Source organism: Paenibacillus sp. FSL P4-0184 (assembly GCF_038004625.1).
Lineage (GTDB): Bacteria > Bacillota > Bacilli > Paenibacillales > Paenibacillaceae > Paenibacillus_AQ.
This window is the reverse complement of sequence record NZ_JBBORN010000002.1, coordinates 605,312-625,060: the sequence shown is the minus strand read 5'-3', so window position 1 is coordinate 625,060 and position 19,749 is coordinate 605,312. Positions and strand designations below refer to the sequence as shown.

Annotated in this window: 18 protein-coding genes; 5 read left to right on the top strand and 13 right to left on the bottom strand. The window is 44.6% G+C overall.

From position 1 onward, the window contains the following. Positions 1–71: 71 nt before the first annotated feature. The 7 genes from MKY52_RS24540 to MKY52_RS24510 form a co-directional block, all read right to left on the bottom strand. Positions 72–509 (bottom strand): hypothetical protein, encoded by a 438-nt coding sequence (locus tag MKY52_RS24540; protein WP_042193736.1) that lies wholly within the window; start codon positions 507–509, stop codon positions 72–74. 166 nt (positions 510–675) lie between these two features. Beyond that, on the bottom strand, positions 676–939 hold the full coding sequence (locus MKY52_RS24535; RefSeq protein ID WP_042126853.1) for a YlbG family protein: 264 nt from the start codon (positions 937–939) through the stop codon (positions 676–678). A 40-nt stretch (positions 940–979) separates the two neighbouring features. After that, the gene (locus MKY52_RS24530) at positions 980–1,417 is read right to left on the bottom strand and encodes a YlbF family regulator (RefSeq protein ID WP_341054111.1); all 438 of its coding nucleotides are present in this window, start codon (positions 1,415–1,417) and stop codon (positions 980–982) included. Between the two features lie 15 nt (positions 1,418–1,432). Beyond that, positions 1,433–3,364, bottom strand: coding sequence for a helicase-associated domain-containing protein (locus MKY52_RS24525; protein WP_341054108.1), 1,932 nt, complete (start codon positions 3,362–3,364; stop codon positions 1,433–1,435). Beyond that, positions 3,361–5,073 carry a DNA repair helicase XPB gene (locus MKY52_RS24520; protein WP_341054105.1) on the bottom strand — a complete coding sequence of 571 codons (1,713 nt, stop codon included), beginning with the start codon at positions 5,071–5,073 and terminating at the stop codon, positions 3,361–3,363. Before MKY52_RS24520 ends, MKY52_RS24525 begins: the two co-directional genes overlap by 4 nt. A gap of 216 nt (positions 5,074–5,289) precedes the next feature. Further along, on the bottom strand, positions 5,290–5,721 hold the full coding sequence (locus tag MKY52_RS24515; RefSeq protein ID WP_341054103.1) for a CBS domain-containing protein: 432 nt from the start codon (positions 5,719–5,721) through the stop codon (positions 5,290–5,292). A 62-nt stretch (positions 5,722–5,783) separates the two neighbouring features. Continuing rightward, positions 5,784–7,007 carry a M20 family metallopeptidase gene (locus tag MKY52_RS24510; protein WP_445671032.1) on the bottom strand — a complete coding sequence of 408 codons (1,224 nt, stop codon included), beginning with the start codon at positions 7,005–7,007 and terminating at the stop codon, positions 5,784–5,786. 197 nt (positions 7,008–7,204) lie between these two features. Between MKY52_RS24510 and MKY52_RS24505 the strand changes: the two genes are divergently transcribed. Together MKY52_RS24505 and ftsW are read left to right on the top strand one after the other, a co-directional pair. Further along, a complete protein-coding gene (locus MKY52_RS24505; protein ID WP_042187352.1) occupies positions 7,205–7,552 on the top strand; it encodes a YugN family protein in 348 nt (115 codons plus the stop codon). Next, entirely contained in the window at positions 7,549–8,793 is a 1,245-nt protein-coding gene (gene ftsW / locus MKY52_RS24500) for a putative lipid II flippase FtsW (RefSeq protein ID WP_341054101.1), read from the top strand. The genes MKY52_RS24505 and ftsW overlap by 4 nt, the downstream gene beginning before the upstream one ends. A gap of 90 nt (positions 8,794–8,883) precedes the next feature. Here ftsW and MKY52_RS24495 read toward each other — a convergent pair whose 3' ends face one another. Continuing rightward, entirely contained in the window at positions 8,884–9,249 is a 366-nt protein-coding gene (locus MKY52_RS24495) for an Asp23/Gls24 family envelope stress response protein (RefSeq protein WP_042126837.1), read from the bottom strand. A gap of 154 nt (positions 9,250–9,403) precedes the next feature. On the opposite strand from MKY52_RS24495, the gene cax reads away from it, so the two are divergent. Next, the gene (gene cax / locus MKY52_RS24490) at positions 9,404–10,474 is read left to right on the top strand and encodes a calcium/proton exchanger (protein WP_341054098.1); all 1,071 of its coding nucleotides are present in this window, start codon (positions 9,404–9,406) and stop codon (positions 10,472–10,474) included. Positions 10,475–10,568: 94 nt separating this feature from the next. On the opposite strand, the gene MKY52_RS24485 is transcribed toward cax, so the two are convergent. From MKY52_RS24485 to MKY52_RS24465, 5 genes are all read right to left on the bottom strand, one after another. Next, entirely contained in the window at positions 10,569–10,865 is a 297-nt protein-coding gene (locus tag MKY52_RS24485; protein WP_042126833.1) for a YlaN family protein, read from the bottom strand. A 212-nt stretch (positions 10,866–11,077) separates the two neighbouring features. Then, positions 11,078–11,323, bottom strand: coding sequence for an HPr family phosphocarrier protein (locus MKY52_RS24480; RefSeq protein WP_042126831.1), 246 nt, complete (start codon positions 11,321–11,323; stop codon positions 11,078–11,080). Positions 11,324–11,429: 106 nt separating this feature from the next. Next, positions 11,430–12,545 (bottom strand): aminopeptidase, encoded by a 1,116-nt coding sequence (locus MKY52_RS24475; RefSeq protein ID WP_076282932.1) that lies wholly within the window; start codon positions 12,543–12,545, stop codon positions 11,430–11,432. A gap of 95 nt (positions 12,546–12,640) precedes the next feature. Further along, positions 12,641–13,393, bottom strand: coding sequence for a hypothetical protein (locus MKY52_RS24470; RefSeq protein ID WP_341054096.1), 753 nt, complete (start codon positions 13,391–13,393; stop codon positions 12,641–12,643). Between the two features lie 247 nt (positions 13,394–13,640). After that, on the bottom strand, positions 13,641–15,635 hold the full coding sequence (locus MKY52_RS24465) for a sensor domain-containing diguanylate cyclase (protein WP_341054094.1): 1,995 nt from the start codon (positions 15,633–15,635) through the stop codon (positions 13,641–13,643). 399 nt (positions 15,636–16,034) lie between these two features. On the opposite strand from MKY52_RS24465, the gene rpsD reads away from it, so the two are divergent. Both rpsD and MKY52_RS24455 read left to right on the top strand, forming a co-directional pair. Then, positions 16,035–16,634, top strand: a complete 600-nt coding sequence (gene rpsD / locus MKY52_RS24460) for a 30S ribosomal protein S4 (protein WP_042187338.1) — start codon at positions 16,035–16,037, stop codon at positions 16,632–16,634. A 145-nt stretch (positions 16,635–16,779) separates the two neighbouring features. Beyond that, positions 16,780–19,692: a transglycosylase domain-containing protein gene (locus MKY52_RS24455; protein ID WP_341054091.1), complete on the top strand. Its 2,913-nt coding sequence runs from the start codon at positions 16,780–16,782 to the stop codon at positions 19,690–19,692. The last annotated feature ends 57 nt before the right edge of the window (positions 19,693–19,749 follow it).

The window sequence follows — 19,749 nt, the reverse complement described above, 5'->3', positions numbered from 1 at the left end:
AGCTTATATATTCTTATTTTCAAAAAGGACATGCAGCCACCGCCGCATGCCTCCTGTTCGTTCTTTATACACTATTTACGTTTACGCTTCTTCTTCGTTAGCTTAGTGCGGCGGGAATTGCGCAGCAGCGAAAAGTAAGTTTTTAAATCTCTCAACTGTGGAGTCGCAGAGATTCTCCCAAGAAACGAAACGATGATCATAGAATATAATGGCTGACCTGAAATATCTTTTTCACCTATCAATTCCGTGAACTCAGCGATTACTACAGAGTCATCGTCAATTAAATACGCGTTAAAATCACTGTCTGAAAAGGGCTTGAGCCGATTCTGCATCAGGCACTGCCACATCCATGCGGCGACCTCTTCGTCATCGCTTACACCTTTACTGATCCGGTCCAAATAACGACTCTTCGCATGATTTGTTATAACGATGTCAGCGACCCTGTAGTCGTTCAGCATGATGTGGAAGGGCTCGTAAGAACTGGGCCAATCCGTCCCTTTGTTGCGCATCATCATCACACTCCACCATAAGGGTCTTTGTATGTACTTAATGTTGTCATCTTACCTCATTGCTGAAAGTTGTACAAGTTCCAGAGAGCACGGAAGAAACCGCGGTTACCCGAGATCTGCGCATAAAAAAACAGGTGCTACTTAAGCACCTGTTCACCTCCAAGAATTACATACCGTAATTACGGGACTTGTCCGGCCCATTACTGGTATACTCTGTCTTAATTTCGTTTCGATAGGATCTTTCGATCTTACGAACGTAGGAGAGTCTGCGGACATTCTTCATAACTTCCTCGGCACGTTCTGCATTTACATACATCACTGCATAATGCATTTTCCGAGAAACATAATGTAATGTTCCGTATTTCTCAAGGTTACGTGCCGCTTTAACGTCACTTACCCAAATGATGTATCCTGTCCGTTCCGCAAACATAAGCTAAACCGCCTTTCTCTCTCTAAATCCTAAGGGAAGCTTATCCGCAGGAGCATTTCCCCCCGCTACCGCATCCACCTTTAGGGGAAGGATCATTGCTTGGTACTTTAATGCTATCCGATACTGAAAAAGCAATCGCTTCCGACATGGAATGCAGAATGTCATCAAGAGTCTTCTCCGCCTGCTTAAAACGAGCAACATCTTCAAACTTCTCCAATTCCGCTTCTACTGCCGAAACCTCATCCTTCGCTGAATGATAGTTCGGATGAAAATGTCCGAATCGCTGTGTTTCTTCAAACAACTCCTTCTTGGCTTGAAGCTGTTTGACCATGGCCTGAATTTCTGGGTTCGAATCAACCCGTCCTTTCCAGTATAAATAATCCGACACTTCGGCGGATTGATTAATCATATCGCCTAATTCATAGGCGTATGTCAGCACTTCAGCCATATCGACCGTATTTAATTCCGCTACGCTCATGAACTCAGCTCTTTTCTACGTTAATGTTCTACCGAATTCAGTAGACTTTTCTATCATACCATAATCACTCGCTTCAGCAGAAGAGGAATTTCTTCGCCTTTTGGGAATTACTAACTTCATTTCCTTCCAGTCTTCAGGGGCCAGCTCTATTTCCTCAACCGTTTCACCATCGTTATACAGCAGATGCCCTGCCACTTTCCAAGGATTACCTTTTATTCTGGAGGGGATGAAATCTAACATTTGGTCCTTTAAGGAAAACCGCACCTTAATTCCCCATTTCAGTCCTTGTTCCATTACTTTCTGAGCGGTTGAGCTATGATAATGGCGCCATTCCTTGCTCCAGATCTGTGGCACATTTTCTCCACCTAATAAGATATCCTCCTCCTGCTCAGGAGAAATAACTGGTAGGTTTAAAAAGGGATTCCCTCTGTCGAGTAGCCTTAGTTCAGCATTTAGTTCTGGAAGTGAATACAACGCTTGCCCGGTTTCGGCTTCTTGATGAAAAGAAGTCCATTCAGCATCCACCTCTTCCTCATGTCCTCCAATCATCCTAGAAGGGGCCAATCCTGCTAAGAACAGCTCCTTACGCATCTGCTCCACAGACTCCGGAGATACAAGGAAATGAAGCGGTCCGATACGTTTAAGGCTCTCTTGCAGTCGCGGATGGGCTGCAATAGCCGCTCCGTCCTCCTCCGTCTGACAAGTCAACAGAATCACTTCAGAGAGTGATGTTCGGCCAATGCTCTTTCCCCATTGCTCTAAAGACAGCTCTACCACAGATGGCAGACCACCCAGTGCATGATCTTTAATCCAAGCTATCGCTTCTTCTGGAGGCATCCCTCGCTCTGATGCATGCACTAGCATCTCACGAGTCAGTCGGAAGCTCCACATCGTATCTGTTTGCAGTAGTTCAGCGCATTCAGCTAAAACCCAGCGCACAGTATAGAGAACATCCGGTGGAATCAGGACTTCAAAATCGGGTTGCACAATAAACTGGTCATTCGAATGCTCTGCCACAGAATCAGGGAAGGACTCACTACTGTACATTAGCTTCGGTTTTGCAGCAGTCCAGCGAAAACACTGGATACCCTCAGGCGTGCTCCCCAGTTCACACCATCCAAAGCCTGTTAGACAACGAAGCCAGTTCAAGCTTGATTGTTCCAGCTCTTTCCGGGAAACTGTTCCGGTTAAATTCATATCTGCCATCCAGTCCAGAAGCTCAGGCAACGCTGTCCATTTCTCTAATACAAAAGCATTGCTGGATATTAAATAGCGAAAATGCTGATCGGCAGGCCCAATGTTTCCAAAACGATGAATAACAATCCCATACAGGATGTCAGTCATTCTTGTCTCAGGAAGTTGCAACCAACTTCCAAGCATATCCTTGTCCAGTCTATAGCCCGTTTTCAGTCTGGTAATAAGCCCAAGACACAACATGATATCTACTACAAGAGCCGCTGACAGAGCATCCATTTCATTCGAAGGAGTGCCCATAGAGAGCCCCGCTAAATGCTTTTCCTGAAAAGAAAGCTGAGCCGCTAAACGATTTAAATTCTTTTTATGAATAATTCCCTTAGCGGTCAAAGGCAAGCCTTCACGAGCCATGAACAGCAAGGCCCGAAACAGATCTACTGCCAGTCCAGCACCCGCCTCCATGGATAGATTCACTGAATAACCCTCAATAAACTTAGGCTGGTATGGGAAGAATTCTTGTTCTAGCACTAATAATTGTTCCACAGGAATCTGATACAGCTTCTCCCCCAATATTTTATGCCTCGCAGTTAACAACCCCGCGCGCCGCAGTTCATTCATTGCAAGCTTTTGCTCTGCCCGGCAGAGCGTCGTAGGACGCCACCGCTCTTCTTTCCCCTCGTCAAAGGGTTGGGCAGCGTAAGCAGCACATAATGGTTTTAAGACCTCTAGGGCTTCCGCTGATAGCTGGTTCAATGGATCGTTCGCTCCTTTCCGTTCGGCACCATTTTAACGACATATTCATACCCCTGTTCTGTTAAAAACATCCGGCGGCGCATAGCGAATTCCTGCTCCCGGCTATCTTCAGATACCAGCGTATAGAAGTACGCTTTGTTCTCACCCGCCTTCGGACGCAAGATTCGACCCAAGCGCTGGGCCTCCTCCTGCCTGGATCCAAAAGCTCCTGAAACCTCAATAGCAATCGACGCATCTGGCAAATTCACCGCAAAATTCGCTACTTTAGAGACAACAAGCACCTGTATTATTCCCTCGTTAAAAGCTGCATACAACTCATCTCTTTCTCGCTGCTTCGTTTTACCCGTAATCAGAGGTGCACCGATCTTATCCGCCAGTTCAATTAATTGATCGAGATACTGTCCAATAACCAGAACCGATGATCCCTGATGGGCTTTTAGAAGCTCGACTATAACCTCAGCTTTTGCAGGATTGCATGAGGCCATACGAAATTTCTCTTTCGCTTCCGCATACAAATACTTCTGTCTCAGCTCAGAGCTCATCGGTACGATCATCTCGACACATTCTACCTCTGCAATCCAGCCCTGCTGCTCCAGCTCCTTCCAAGGCATGTCGTAACGCTTAGGCCCGATCAATGAAAATACGTCCCCTTCCTTCCCGTCTTCTCTAACCAGAGTTGCAGTGAGACCTAGTCTTCTGGTTGCCTGAATATCTGCTGTAGCCCGGAATACTGGAGCTGGAAGCAGATGAACCTCATCATAAATAATCAAACCCCAGTTGCGTTCATTGAACAGCTTCATATGGAGAAATGGACCGCCTTTGGATTGACGGTGCGTTAATATCTGATAGGTAGCTATAGTAACAGGCCGCACTTCTCTTTTTTCACCGGAGTATTCGCCAATAGACTCATCAGCCAAATCGGTTCGCTCAAGCAGCTCATCTACCCATTGTCTTACCGAAGTTGTATTTGAAGTTAAGATCAGTGTTTCGCATTGTAGACTTTCAAGAACGGCCAAACCCACTACCGTCTTACCCGCTCCACAAGGCAACACAACTACCCCGCTGCCTCCCTGCCCTTCTATGCCTTGAAACATCTGGACAGCCTCCTGCTGATATTCACGCAGTCCAAAGGCTTCACCTTTCGCTCCATCCTTTGCGTGATTGTGAGACTCCTTCCAGGTCAAACTTAGAGCTTGTCCGACATGATAACCAGCATAATCCAGTACAGGGTAGCCTAGTCTCATCAGCTCTTGCTTTAAAAGCCCTCTGTTCTCCGCACGGCATGAGCTTTCTAGTGGATTTATTCTCTGCAAACCTAACTCCTTTAGACCTGATTCATTAACTAGTCCATTCAGAATCTCAGCTGTCTCAGCCCTGAGCGTAATGATCTCATTCGAAGTCTCCTGACCGTGAAGGGTGAGCTTCCCATACCTAGAGAGAAGAGTTGCGATCTCATCCTCCAGCCCGGCAGGAACACCCCAGCGCGCGAGTTGATGCAGACTTGAAATAATCGTTTCAGCTGTATAATTAAGCGCTGCAGCATTCCATAATGATAATGGAGTGATTCTATAGGTGTGATAAGCCGGAAGACTCTTTACGAGCTCTGCAAAGGTTCCTAGTTCTTTCCTTGCCTTCTCAAAACCAGGATGTGCACATTCCAGTAGAATCGTCCGATCCCTTCGCACAATGCATGCCCCTGTTTCATTCATAACGTTCCCTCCCCAATCATTAATTTTATTCAAGCCTACGCTATGTAATTTGCTTACATTCATACAAGTAAAAACGCCTTCGGCATCCCAAAAGGGCGGTAGCGTTTATGCGAGAAATATAAGGATAATGTATAGTGTAAAATCTATATTTTCTTAGATTTGAACAGGAAAAAGCTCATCCCCGCATAACGGTCATGAGCTTCCCTATCAAACTATTTAATGTAAATGCTGCTGCGAAATATCATGAAGTGCTTCGCCAGCCTCGTCCGCAAAAATGTTGCGCACAGCCAAGTCACCGATGGACACTACACCAATCAGCTTCTGGCCACTAGTCACAGCCAATCTGCGAATTTGCCAGCTCGACATCAGTTCTGCAGCCTCATCTACAGATGTATTCTCTGAGACGGTCTGAATTTCTCTACTCATTACCTTTTCCACAGCTGTTGATCCAGGGTGTTTAGCCGCGTAACCTCTAATTACTAGATCACGATCTGTAATTACACCGAGTAATGTCTTATCGTCTTCATTATCAATGACTGGTATAAATCCAGTGTCATGATCTCTCATTTTAACAGCGACTTCATACACATTATCCAGTAGTGTAACTGTTACAGGCTCCTTCGTCATAACCTCTTTCACTGTCTTCAAGAACGAACCCTCCTAAACGTAATCTCCATGTTATGGAATAGGTTCTCCTCTAAGAAACGAAATTATACGATTGTCTTCTCTTGCAAACAGGAATTCGCCATAGCGATCAATAATTTCATCCCATGCAACATAGCATCCTCGTCAAAATCAAATTTGCTATGATGATGCGGGTAAGCTGCATCTTTATCTGGATTCCCAGCCCCTACGAACATAAAGCAGCCAGGAATTTCTTTTACATAGTAGGCAAAATCCTCAGCTGGCATCAGCTTTTCCATCCGAAGCACTTGAACAGCTTCTCCTAGTGCTCCTGGTGCCACCTCGGAAAAACGCTGGTATTCGCCCTCGTGATTTACGAGTGGCGGATATCCCATAACATAGTCTATCTTAGCTTCTGCACCGTATGCGCCAGCTATTGAAACTGTCATTTCTTCGATTCTGCTGCGGATCAGATAACGGGTCTCCTCGTCGAACGCCCGTACGGTTCCTGTAATGCGACAATGCTCAGCAATGACATTCTGGGCGAATCCCCCTTGAATGGTTCCTACACTAAGAACAGCGGGCTCCAGCGGGTTCACAGAGCGGCTTACGATGCTCTGAAGCTGAGTCACAAGCGCCGCCCCGGCCACAATACTGTCTATCGTGCGATTCGGCATACCACCATGTCCGCCCCTGCCGATGATATCAATGAAAAATTCATCAGCAGATGCCATAAGAGGTCCTGGCGCACTGCCCACGGTCCCCATTGGAAGCGGAGTCCACAAATGCAAACCATACACAGCATCCGCGCCTTCCAGCATGCCTTCGGCAATCATCCCCTGTGCACCACCCGGGCATACCTCCTCCGCTGGCTGAAAAAGAAAACGCAGCTCCCCTTCTAACTCTTCAAGGCGGCTGCTATAGTAAGAGGCTACACCCAGCAGTATTGAAGTGTGTCCATCATGCCCACAGGCATGCATAACCCCTTCATTTTGCGAAACGTAGTCATTCTTATTCTCCTCTTTAATAGGTAGTGCATCCATATCCGCGCGAAGGACTACCGTTTTCCCCGGCCGATGTCCTCGCAATATACCCGTTACACCATACCCAGACGTGCTTCTCCTAACTTCAATGCCGAATTCTGCTAACTTGTCTGCTATAAATGCTGACGTTTCCTTTTCATGAAAAGACAACTCCGGATGACGGTGTAAATGGCGTCTCCATTCCACGATCTCCGGCATGAGAGAATCAACCGCTAAGCTCTTCATACGTTCTCCATCCCCTTCTTCATAAACCCGCATCAATAGCATGCGACAGCAGTCCTGTACACTTTGTTCCAGCCGTATACAGCTATAATTCTTTTATTGTAGCAGAAACGCAAAAAACTGGGTATCGTTAGGAGGTGCCTACTCTTGCACAACGTTTAGAAACATACTATCATGAGGTAGAACATCAGCAAACGGATCATGAATTCATCATTATACTTCATAAGGGGGATATGCGTGCTATGATTTTTGAGAACACGGGCCTCGTAGGATTGAAGAGTGATCTTCTCTATCTGGACGAGAGTGCGACAAAGGCTGGCTTCATTCGCTGGCAATGGGAATACTATCGTGCCACTTACGACTGCAAAATTGAAGACCCACAGGATGGTGGCGAATACTTTCTACGCATCAACACTCGCGCTGTCGAGGGGAAGCTGGAGAAAGCTGATGCCGTACTTGCAATTGAAGCCGTATACTTAGGGAAAGCAACATTCCCCCATGGCCTGGAGTATGACTCCCCGGTACCTAAACCAGTATTGGACACTGCTGCTACTCGGATTCTCGAATTAAAGCAGCTGTTGGAGGCTTGAGTAACAGAAAGGGAAAGACGAAACAAAATGTCAGCCTGCCCAAAAGAGGAACACCCGATTTCCAACTACTTATCTTAACACTACTACTTGTGGGTTTCGGTCTAGTCATGGTCTTCAGTGCTAGCTCCAGTTTGACCTTAGCGAGCTCGAAGTTCAGTAATGACCCTCTATATTTCATGAAACGCCAAATGATCTGGATCGTACTTGGAATCGTTGTTATGTTCACAGCCATGAATATTCACTACAGTAAATTCAAGAAATGGTATGTGCCTATCTTTATCATCACCGTGATCCTCCTGCTATTTGTAGCCTTCTCCGAAAGAATTAATGGCGCCAAGAGCTGGTTAAGTATCGGGAAGCTAGGGATCCAACCTACCGAGCTGGCCAAAATATCGATTATCCTGTATCTCTCCGCACTGATTACCAAAAAAGGTGAAAGGTTTAGAGATTTCCGTACTGGATATATCCCTGTAATGGTCATCGTAGGTATAGTTGCTGGGCTTATTATGATGCAGCCAGATTTAGGATCTTGCCTTATTCTCGTGGCTACCAGCGGACTTGTCATTTATGCAGGCGGTGCAAGTATGAAGCATATTCTGGGTTCTATCGCCCTCTTGGTGCTAGGTGTAGGAATAGTTATGGGGGCTAAAGCCGCGATTGATTCCCTTGCCCCTGCATCCGAAAAAGTAGTCGCCAATCAAGACTATAAAAAAGGTCGAATTCAAGCTTTCATAGATCCCTATCAGGATCCTGAAGGTGAAGGGTATAATATTATTCAGTCTTTGACCGCTCTCGGACAAGGTGGAGTCAGTGGCTCTGGCTTTGGCAAAAGCATTCAAAAGCTGGATTATCTTAAATACCCGTATACGGACTTTATTTTCCCCGTCATTGGTGAAGAATTCGGCTTTGTAGGAACGGCATTATTTCTGATGTTATATCTGTATTTTATCTGGCGAGGTATTTTAATCGCATTAAGGTGTAAGGATCCCTTTGGCACACTAGTGGGCATTGGTATTATGGGCCTCATTGCCATTCAGGCCTTTGTCAATATTGGTGGCGTAACGAAGACGATTCCGCTTACTGGTGTAACCTTGCCATTTATCAGCTACGGCGGTTCCTCACTTCTTGTGAGTATGCTGTCCATGGGAATTATGCTGAGCATTTCAAGAGAAACTAATCTTCCCGCTAAAGAGGAAGTCACGAAATCTGTAACTACGGTTAGACAAGTTCGTTCCCGGTAAGATTCATAAATCCGGATGTAATGGAATATATAAAAAAGCAGTCCAAGTTAAATATCTTGGACTGCTTTTTTGTGTACAAGCTCTTTTGCATTAAGCAATTTCATCGTTCTTAAAGGCTACGCCTTCAACTTTGACATTCACTTCAACAATATGAAGTCCAGTCATGCTCTCCACAGCTTCGCGTACGTTCTGCTGAAGCATCCGGCACACTTCATGTATCGGAGTTTCATAGAGAACTATAATACGCAGGTCTACTGCTGCTTCTAGCTGTCCCACTTCAACGGTAACGCCCTTTTGGACGTTCTTACCACTAAGACGCTTTGCCCAGCCCTCTGATAGGCCACCTGACATGGCTGCAATACCTGGAGTCTCCAAGGCAGCCAATCCGGCAATTTTCGAGACGACGTCATTTGAAATTCTTATATTTCCCATTTCCAATTGAAGTTGTTCTGCCATGCCATATCCCCCCTTAACTCATTATCAATTATTGTAATTCCTAAACAGGCTAAAAAGCAAATCAGTTTCTCGCTTTCTCGTTTACACTTAGGAATAATTTGGGTATATTGATTATGAATTGATCCTGAATACATAGATTGGAGTGTACTTTACATTGAAAAAATGGATTTCACCAGCTTTGCTGGCAATCACCTTTATCCTTAGTGCCATAGGACATTATGCAGATTGGGACCACACGCTTCAGTTCGTTCTCTCTGCAGTAGCCGTTGTGTTTGTGGCTGGCTTTCTGGGCCGCGCCACAGAAAGTGTAGCACATTATGCTGGACAGCGGTTAGGCGGCTTCCTAAACGCTACCTTCGGTAATGCCGCAGAGCTAATCATTGCCTTTTTCCTAGTGAAGGAAGGACTGTTCGACATGGTGAAAGCCAGTCTTACCGGTTCCATTATTGGCAATCTGCTGCTTGTCCTCGGTTTAAGTATTTTCGCTGGCGGAATGAAGTTCAAAGTACAGAACTTTAACGTAACCCTTGCCGGTATGAACGGTTCCCTTATGATCGTAGCGGTGATCGCTTTATTTGTACCGGCTATGTTCTTCAATACCCATTCCATAACTGAAAAAGATACAGACGTGCTGAGTTTAATCGTTGCTGGGCTGCTCATCGGTTCGTACATGGCCTGGCTGGTCTTCTCCATGATTACGCACAAGAAACATCTAGAGGACGTTACAGAAGCCGGTAAGGAAGAAATGGCTCATGAGCATGCGCCTAAGTGGTCCAGAAACAGATCCATCCTTTATCTACTTCTTGCTACCGTGATGGTAGCCTTTGTGAGTGAGTGGCTGGTAGGGACGCTTGAGACACTAACTGAGCGCTTTGGATTTAGTGAACTGTTTGTAGGCGCCTTCCTCGTGGCAATCATCGGTAATGCCGCAGAACATAGTGCAGCCATTATGCTAGCCATGAAGAACAAAATCGGTGCGGCAGTAGAAATCGCTGTTGGGAGCAGTCTTCAAATTGCACTATTTGTAGCGCCTGTACTTATCTTCGCCAGTTATTTCATGGGTGATACTATGGACATTGTGTTTACAACGATCGAAATTGTCGCCATTGGTGTCGCCGTCTTTATTGCCAAATCAATCACTCAGGATGGTTCGACCAACTGGTATGAGGGTCTCTTGCTATTAACGGTTTATCTAATTCTCGGAGTCTCCTTTTATCTAGTATAAATACTTCCCTATTCATTCTATAATTCTCAAAAAAAACGCACATGAGTGACGATCTGTCCTCATGTGCGTTTCTATGAATACTATAAATCAAAACTTATTCTTCTTTTGCTTTGTTATTCAATGCCTCATAGAGTACTGCTAAATTCCGCTCCAGCTTACTCAGCACCATTTTACCGGTAATCTCTGGCACCAAACCTGCTCTAACCGCAAAATCGACCTCTCTTGAGAAACCGTACATTTGGGTATCAAGCACTTCCTCATAGAGAGGGCAGTAGCGTGTTGCCAGATTTTCCATCTGCACTTCAATAAGTTGCTGAATTTTATCGGCATCTTCTTGTAGAAGATTGATCGCTTTAAGATTAAACTGTTCCTGTAATTCCGACGAAGTCATGCCTCTTCCCCCCCATGTCCAAAAGTTAAGCTGCTTTTACTATTTTACTTAATATTAGTCGAAATCGGATATCAATACAACAATTCTGTTTATACTAACCATTTATTTGAAAGAAGCAGCTATGTTGTTTATAAGGGCTGGCATTGATTCCTCATCTATTTCTAGAAAAAACGCCCCACCGTAAATCGGTAGGACGTCTTTACATACAACTATTACTCAGCTACAACTGTAAAGTTCAAACCGTGTTTAGCAAAAACTTCACTCATTGCCTTCTTAGCTTCTTCTGCATCTGTTCCGTGAACATGAAGCTCGTAGCTTTGGCTTGATACCAAAGTCGTGAACAAACCAAGGATACTCTTAACATCAATGTACTTGTTGTCCGCTTGAAGAACGATTGAAGAGTTGAACTGACCTGCCGTTTGAGCAATATCAACGATTGCCGCATTGTTACTGGACATAGAAATCCCTCCGCAACTTGATTATGAAACATAAGTCATTTGTAACCATTTCTTATGATACCTTGAATCCGCTTACTTGTGCAAGGTGTTTTCTTACTTTTACAGCTTATTTCAAGTTTTCAGGATTCAGACCTTCCAGTTCTGGTAACACGAAGATTCCATCCTTACGGATTAATACATCGTCAAAATAAATCTCCCCGCCGCCATAGTCTGGACGTTGGATTAATACAAGATCCCAGTGAATGGAGGACCGGTTTCCGTTATCTGTAACATCATATGCTTGTCCTGGTGTAAAGTGCAGGCTGCCTGCAATTTTCTCATCGAACAGAATGTCATTCATTGGGTGCAAAATGTAAGGGTTAAAGCCTATGGCAAATTCTCCAATGTGACGTGCGCCGTCATCTGAATTCAGGATTTCATTCAAGCGAGCAGAGTCATTGCTTGTTGCTTCAACAATTTTACCGTTCTCGAATTTGAATTTGATATTTTCAAAAGTCACTCCGTTATAAACGGATGGTGCATTATAGCTGATCGTTCCATTTACAGAATCACGAACAGGAGCGCTGTAAACCTCGCCATCCGGAATATTCTTTTGTCCAGAGCATTTCTCTGCACCGATTCCTTTGATGGAGAATTTAAGATCTGTTCCAGGACCTGAAATATGTACCTTATCTGTTCTGCGCATGAGATCAGCCAATGCATCCTGAGCCTTGTCCATTTTGGCGTAATCCAAATTACACACTTCGAAATAAAAGTCCTCAAATGCTTCTGTACTAATATTTGCAAGCTGAGCCATACTCGCATTGGGATAACGTAATACTACCCACTTCGTATGCTTCACGCGTTGTTCACTATGCACTGGATGGGAATACAAAGAATTATACAATTTCATATTTTCTTCTGGAACATCGGACAGGTCATTTACATTCTCACCTGCACGGATGCCGATATAGCAATCCATTTGCTTCATCCGGTTCAAGTCAATTTCAGCCCATGTCTGAAGACTCTCACGTGTTGCATATTTAAGCATGCTGCGTAGGACTGTACGATCTGTCAACTGAACAAAAGCATGACCGCCAGCTTTACCGATTTCCTCAACAACAGCTTTGATTAAATCTCTTTCATTGCCAATCATTTCTACAAGCACGTTCTCGCCTGGCTGAACATCTACGGAATAACCTACAAGATTTGCCGCCAGCTTTTGAATTCTGGGATCTTTCATTGTGTACTCTTCCTTCCTCTGTCTGAAAAATAAGCATGCTGTTCTATTGTAGCACGCCCTTTATGGAGCGCAAGACCTGCATAACCATGAAAAGATTAACGGTAACCTGTGAAATCCACCTTAGATACATAAGTTTCATTTTCAGATTTATTCATCATTTCACCGGAATAGCTTACTTTTCGATTCAAGGTAAGCCTTCTGGGAAGATTATGCTTCTTATCAACCGTTAGGTGGTAGACCGTTTCTACATTAGCCTGTTTCAGCTTTTGCTGTAGCTCATTATTTTTCTTCTGCCACAGCTTCTCCAAAGCTTTCATCACTGCCTGATCAGCCTCTGCGTTGTTCTCAGCGGATTCGGGGACTTTAGGACGAAGGTTCTGCATTTCTTTCTCCAATTCAGCTGACAGCTGCTTTCTAGCCTCTGAAGGGGTCAATTCGATTCGCAGCACACTTGTCCCTCTGCCAGCTCCAGCCTCTTCGGTTACACTCGTCTCCATGGACTCAAGCTCCTCGAGTTGCTTTAGCGGATTTAGCGCAGGTAATGGATTTCCCTCTTCCGAGGAATTTTCAGTAGTCTGAAGTTCCCATCTGCCCTCTTTTTTCTCTAACTGACTGTAATAAGGTTTCAGAGCATCTGCGCTACTCTTTAAGTCTTTAACGCCATCAGCTGCTGTTTTTTTGGTCATAGATTTATCTGGAAGAAGCGTGTACAGCTTGACCTTTTTATGATCCTCCACTGTGCCTCCGTAGAACAATAAGGATTCAGGAACTGTTGTTCCCCCTCGTTTTAGCATATTCGCCCCTTCAAAAACAACCTCATCACTTCCAGCCATCCCTGCCAACGCCAAACTTAAATCTTCCTTCGCAGGTTTGTCTCTTATGACGCTACATCCGCTACATAACAGGCAATACAGTGTCAGAACTAGAGGGACTCCTCCCTTAAGTAATAATAGCTTTCTCACGGACCTCAGGCCTTTCTCGGAGTATTTTACTTAAGTACAACCCACGTATAGGGTTCTCCCTTCCTGCAAGCCTTATACCGCAATTAGAGCCAGAATAACTGTGCATATAAAAAAAGAACCCATGAGGCTTACCTCACGGGTTCTTATTATTGCTATCATTTTCTTTCGTATCAAAAACAACTTGGTTCCGGCCGTTATTCTTAGCTTTATACAGCGCCATATCCGCTCGATAAAATAATGACTCAACACTTACTCGATCGTCCATCCAGCTCCATTCCGCTATTCCGCAGGATACCGTTACACTAGGTTCAGTTTCTTCCATAACGCGTTTGCGTATACGCTCAGCTACATAACCCGCCTGCTGCATTCCCATTAACGGTAAATAAACGGAGAGCTCCTCCCCACCCCACCTCGCAGCAATGTCGCCTTGACGGATGGAAGATTTCACAATTTCACTAACCTCTTTTAGAATCTTATCGCCTTTTTGATGACCATAGGTATCATTCACGATTTTGAACTGATCAATATCCACAACAATTAAACAACCGCAGAAGTCCGTAGACTGTCTCTCTTTTATCTCTTCGTCCAAATAATGACGAGCATAGAGACCCGTTAGGCTATCTCTATTCGCAAGACGTCTGACTTCAGCATGTAGCCTGGCGTTACCTACTGCTAGACCAATATGTCCCGCCATCGCCTGCAATAGCCTGTAGTTGTCATAGGAAAAATAATGAGAATCTCGATGTGCCAGCATAATCGCACCTCGCACTTCTCCACCCACACTAAGAGGTGTGGCAATCAACGACTGCGAACCGGTAGCATTCATTAGTCGGGAAGTTGTCTTAGGATTATCTATGTAGTCAGACATGATCAGTGATTCACCTGTGGAATACACCTTTCCACCTAAACCTGCCCCTACTTCTAATACTTCATTTTGCAATGAGGGATGGTTGCAGGCAATAACTTCTAGGCCACCCTTTTCCTCATTCAAATGTAAGATACAGCAGTAATCTGCACCAAACATTTCAAGAAGCTCTTCAAACGCAAATTGAAAAATATCGCCTAAACGCAAGCTTTGATTCAAACGCTGGGTAAGCTCATTACTCATGCGAAGCTCACGGATTAGCTGATTGGAGCGCTCATAAAGCTTGGCGTTCTCAAAAGCAGTCCCTGCCGTATCGGCTACCATTGTGAGAAACCGTAAATCAACGTCAGGGAAGATTGGATTATCCATCACCATATGGAATACCCCATAAACCCCCTGCTTACCACCTAACGGAAGTCCTATTTCTACATTTCGGTGATTTTCATCACTAGTGTGCAGCGCAACACGTCCATCCTTGAACGCCCTGGCACAGACATCATCACTGGACATGTGGAAAGGTAACGGTTTGACCTGCGGATTAGTGCTGCGATGATCTTGTGACATATACAGGTCGAGTCTGGCTCCAGGATACATCGCAGAGATGCTATCAATGACTTCCGAAAGTACAGCATCTACATCAATATTGTCATGCATCCGCTGAACAATCTGAAATAACAATGAACGACGATTGCTTTCACGTTCTGCATGAATATGGGTACTTGCAAGATCAGCTACAAATATATGTTCAAACTTATGATAAAAACAGGTGCGGTAATGCAGCGACATAGCTTCTGCAGTATCTCGTCCACCCATCTCATATTGTTGCGTAGGCATAGAACAGCCCAAAAATGCAAAAATTTTATTGTCGACGCGAGTGAATAGCGGTATGGTAAAAAAACTCAGATCCTTACCTTCTACGGTTAACGGAACGGCAGAGATTGTTTCTGAAATCAAGCTAGAAGCCGCCGCCTGTTCCCACTGTTGCCTCCATAGTTCTTGTTGATCCAAACTATTGTTTAAATATTTACCTTCAAAATTCAGCACACACCATTCCCATGATCTAGAGAATGGAAGGACATTGAGCCCACCAAACCATTCATTGAAACTGTCTGCAATCAAATTTGCTAGATAAGGGAAGTCATGCGTTACTATTTCCGTTTCCCTAAGCCAAGCGGTGGGATCTTCGGAATCTCTACTAGCGTGTAAGTTGTCCTGTAACAGCATACGGCTGTCTTTATGGACGTATGCTTTCTGCTCTGACATAACGAAGATCCCCTTTGCATCTTGATTAAGAAAACTATCTTCCCTAGTAACAACTAATTAACTATATTTTACTCCCTTTCTTTGTGCATTGCATTATATTTTCATCATTTCCGGGACTTTTTTTTAGGACCAAAGAACTATCGACAAAGATTGACAAAAACTCTTTTAATAAGCGCTTGACTTTATATACTGTATTCATATAATATTTATTGTTGAACAAGACTGTAACAAGTCTTACTTGGGCGTAACGTTGTGTCACCCTCACGCATTTCGTTACTGCCAGGGCAGCGGCTGAACTTCCCTGGCAGTGTGGAAGCCATTAATGCTAATCACGGATACGAAATGCGGCGCAAATAGGCCCTACCCTGAAATTTCAATTATAAAGGAGTCTACTATAACATGGCACGTTACACCGGACCTAAATTCAAACTCAGCCGCCGTCTGGGCATTTCCCTTAGCGGTACAGGAAAAGACTTGAAACGCCCTTTTCCACCAGGACAACACGGAGCTAACCAACGCAGAAAAGTAAGTAACTACGGAATGCAGCTTTTGGAAAAACAAAAACTGCGTCACATGTATGGTTTGGGAGAGAAACAATTCAAAACTCTCTTCACTAAAGCACAAAAGCTTCCAGGTCTTGCGGGCGAAAACTTCATGTTCTTGCTTGAAAGCCGCTTGGACAACCTAGTTTACCGTCTTGGATTTGCTAACTCCCGTGCTGGTGCACGTCAGTTGGTATCCCACGGACACGTAACTGTTAACGGCAAAAAAGTCGACATCGCTTCTTACCGTGTAAGCTTGGGCGACGTTATCGGTCTTCGCGAAAGAAGCCAAAGCATGGCTTCCATCAAAGAAGCTCTTGCTAACCGTTCCCACCTTCCAGCTTACCTGGAATCTGCTGAAGGATCTTTCGAAGGTAAATACATTCGTTTGCCAGAACGTTCCGAGCTTTCCCAGGATATCGATGAGAAACAAATCGTCGAGTTCTACAACCGTTAATATCTCGCTTATAGCGAGTATGACCAAAGCCTCCGGATTTATCCGGAGGCTTTTTGTTATTCTAATAGGTAATGAACACTCCGACTGCATTCAAAATCGCCAATTTGTGCTATAATAATTCCGTTAAAAGGAGGAATTATCGTCGATGGTTCAAGAGAACAAGAAAAAAAACGTAAAGAAGCCTTCACCCCGCAGATCTGGGCTTAGCAGGTTCGGTTCTGTAGTTAAGTGGATGTTTATTCTTGGCATAATAGGCATTCTGTTCGTCGGTGGTGCAGCAGCAGGATATGTCACTTCCATGGTGAAAGATGAACCTGTTCGCTCTGAGGAAATGATTCAACAGCAAGTCGGACAAAATGCGATCACCGGATTCGCATACTTCCGTGATGGCGCACCGATCGGCCAGCTTCGTACAGAAGAAGATCGAAGGCTCATTCAATACAACGACATCCCCCAGATTATTATTGATGCAGTTCTGGCTATAGAGGACAATAATTTCAATGAGCATAATGGCGTGGATTTCAAAGGCACCTTACGTGCCGTCAAACAAAAGATATTAAATGAATCCGTTCAGACCGGAGGCAGTACACTTACTCAACAGCTCGCAAGACGTGTATTTCTCAATCTGGATCGAACAGAAGATCGTAAAGCAAAAGAAATTCTACTTTCACTTAGACTAGAACGCTTCTTGACCAAGCAAGAGATTTTAACGGCTTATCTGAACAAGGTTCCGTTCGGTAATGGCTCGAATGGCTATAACGTATTTGGGATTAAAGCTGCATCCAAAGGTATATTCGGTCTGGATGATCTAGACAAGTTGAATATTGCCCAAGCGGCGTATTTGGCCGGTCTTCCACAGCTCCCCTCCGCTTATTCAGCATTCAATGGTGTTGGAGAATTCAACGCAAAGGCGTTCAATAGAGCTATGGATCGTCAACAGCTTGTACTTCGTCGTATGCTAGAGGAGAACAAGATCACTACCTCCCAATATGATGAAGCACTCAAGTTTGATATTAAAAGCTCTCTCGCTCCTCACACTAAGAAAGCCTATGCTACATATCCATACCTAATGATGGAGACGGAGCGTAAAGCAGCTGAGATTCTTTTGTCACTAAATGAAAAGAATAACAGTACAGCTGATACCACTAGCTCTAGTGATAATGCCGTACTTCTTGAGGAAGCAAGACAACAGTTAATGACCGGCGGTTACCGAGTCTATACCACGATTGATAAGAAAGTATACAGTGCAATGCACAGTATTTCCGAAGATAGTAGTAATTTCACCAAGGACAGCAAAACAAAAGGTGTTGAACAGACGGCTGGCATTTTGATCAACAACAAGACCGGAGCCATTCTCGGTATGATTGAGGGCCGCGATTTTAATATCGAGCAAATGAACTACGCAACCCAAATGGTCCGGCAACCCGGCTCAACGATGAAGCCGATTTCAGCATACTTACCTGCCTTAGATGCAGGACTGATTCAACCTGCTGGAATCTTAGATGATGCTCCAATCATTTTGAAGGATGGCGGGAAAGGCTTCCATATCCCTAAAAATGCTAACAATCGCTATCAGGGTTTAGTTACGGCTCGCTATGCACTTAATAAATCCCTCAACATACCGGCGCTTAAACTATTTAACGAGAAGGTCGGAATAGAGGATGCTTGGGCCTTTACTAAAAAGCTAGGGATCACTACACTCACCGAAGATGATTACAGAGCGCAGACTGGGGTTATAGGCGGTCTTCGATACGGTACATCCGTTGAGGAATTAACCAATGCCTATTCCGCCATTGGCAATAAGGGAGCATTTAATGATGCTTATATGATTGAGAAGATTGTGGATTCGGAAGGCAAGATCGTTTATCAGCACAAGGTTAACCCTGAACAAGTATTCTCTGAGCAAACTGCTTATCTAATGACCGATATGCTGCGTACAGTAATCACAGAAGGTACTGCAAGCACAGTAAGAAGAGATTATAAACACTTTAAAGACGTTCCGATTGTAGGTAAGACTGGCTCCACTCAGAACTATGGAGATGTCTGGTTCATGGGCTACACCCCTGATGTCACACTTGGCATGTGGGTTGGTTATAAGGAACAAATTAATACCCTTACAGGAGATACACAAAAACGACAAGCACAGACCTTATGGGCTAAAGTCATGAATGCTGTTATTGATAAGCAGCCAGACTTGTTCGTTACAGACAAATTCACACAACCTGAAGGAATTACCAAAAAGACAGTTTCCGCGTACAGCGGTAAGCTGCCAACGGCTCTAACTGACAAATTCACAACGGATCTTTTCAATGCGAAATTTGTACCTAAAGAGAGCGACGATGGGATTTCCAAAGCCAAGTATATTACTTACAATGGCGTCAACTATATCCCACTCGAAGGTACACCAGAGGATTTCCTGAAAGAAAAAATCGTCGTTAAACGTGAAAAGCCGATCCAGGAATTAGTTAAGGAGCTCTTGGCAGCCTTCCCTAAGATGAAGGAGCATAAATCGCTGGAGTATTATATGCCAGCCGATGCTAAGACAGATTTCCCTACTGAAGTCGATCCACGCGTGGACGACGGTTCTTCGCCTTCTGCTCCTGGAAATGTAAGTGTCTCATACAGCACTGGAAAAGCTGTGATCAGCTTCTCCCCAAGCGGCTCTCCAGATGTAGTAGGGTACCGCTTATACCGTTCTTTAAACGGCGGGTCTTTCCAGAAGCAAGCTGTAATTATGGCTGACGAGAGCAAGGTATTCTCGCCAGGAACGCCAGCGAGTGCCAATGCAACATTCTATGTCAGTGCTGTTGATGTCGCAGGTAATGAGACAGCTTCTGGTAGCGTTGCTGGAGGCACTACACCAACTCCGGAAGCAACACCAACTCCAGATCAGCAACCAGAGACAACGCCTCCTACAGGCTCTGAGAGTACACCAGGAGAGGATATCGAGATTCCTGGAACCATTCTACCTACGCCTACTTCAACGCCACCTGGCGAAGGTAGCAGTAACGGAAACAGTAATAGTGGTACAGCCGGCAATACGACTGGAAATCATTAACCGGTAGTCCGAAGAATAACTTCACACAGCAAAACACCGTTCCCTTGAATTCATTAG

Bases quoted from the DNA above. Each gene is read 5' to 3' on its own strand.
- MKY52_RS24505 (WP_042187352.1), top strand. From the start codon at position 7,205: ATGATTTTTGAGAACACGGGCCTCGTAGGATTGAAGAGTGATCTTCTC.
- MKY52_RS24535 (WP_042126853.1), bottom strand. From the start codon at position 939: ATGTTTGCGGAACGGACAGGATACATCATTTGGGTAAGTGACGTTAAA.
- MKY52_RS24475 (WP_076282932.1), bottom strand. From the start codon at position 12,545: ATGAAAGATCCCAGAATTCAAAAGCTGGCGGCAAATCTTGTAGGTTAT.
- MKY52_RS24465 (WP_341054094.1), bottom strand. From the start codon at position 15,635: ATGTCAGAGCAGAAAGCATACGTCCATAAAGACAGCCGTATGCTGTTA.
- MKY52_RS24495 (WP_042126837.1), bottom strand. From the start codon at position 9,249: ATGGCAGAACAACTTCAATTGGAAATGGGAAATATAAGAATTTCAAAT.
- MKY52_RS24520 (WP_341054105.1), bottom strand. From the start codon at position 5,073: ATGAATGAAACAGGGGCATGCATTGTGCGAAGGGATCGGACGATTCTA.
- MKY52_RS24530 (WP_341054111.1), bottom strand. From the start codon at position 1,417: ATGAGCGTAGCGGAATTAAATACGGTCGATATGGCTGAAGTGCTGACA.
- MKY52_RS24455 (WP_341054091.1), top strand. From the start codon at position 16,780: ATGGTTCAAGAGAACAAGAAAAAAAACGTAAAGAAGCCTTCACCCCGC.
- MKY52_RS24480 (WP_042126831.1), bottom strand. From the start codon at position 11,323: ATGTCCAGTAACAATGCGGCAATCGTTGATATTGCTCAAACGGCAGGT.
- MKY52_RS24540 (WP_042193736.1), bottom strand. From the start codon at position 509: ATGCGCAACAAAGGGACGGATTGGCCCAGTTCTTACGAGCCCTTCCAC.
- rpsD (WP_042187338.1), top strand. From the start codon at position 16,035: ATGGCACGTTACACCGGACCTAAATTCAAACTCAGCCGCCGTCTGGGC.
- MKY52_RS24510 (WP_445671032.1), bottom strand. From the start codon at position 7,007: ATGCTATTGATGCGGGTTTATGAAGAAGGGGATGGAGAACGTATGAAG.
- MKY52_RS24485 (WP_042126833.1), bottom strand. From the start codon at position 10,865: ATGACTTCGTCGGAATTACAGGAACAGTTTAATCTTAAAGCGATCAAT.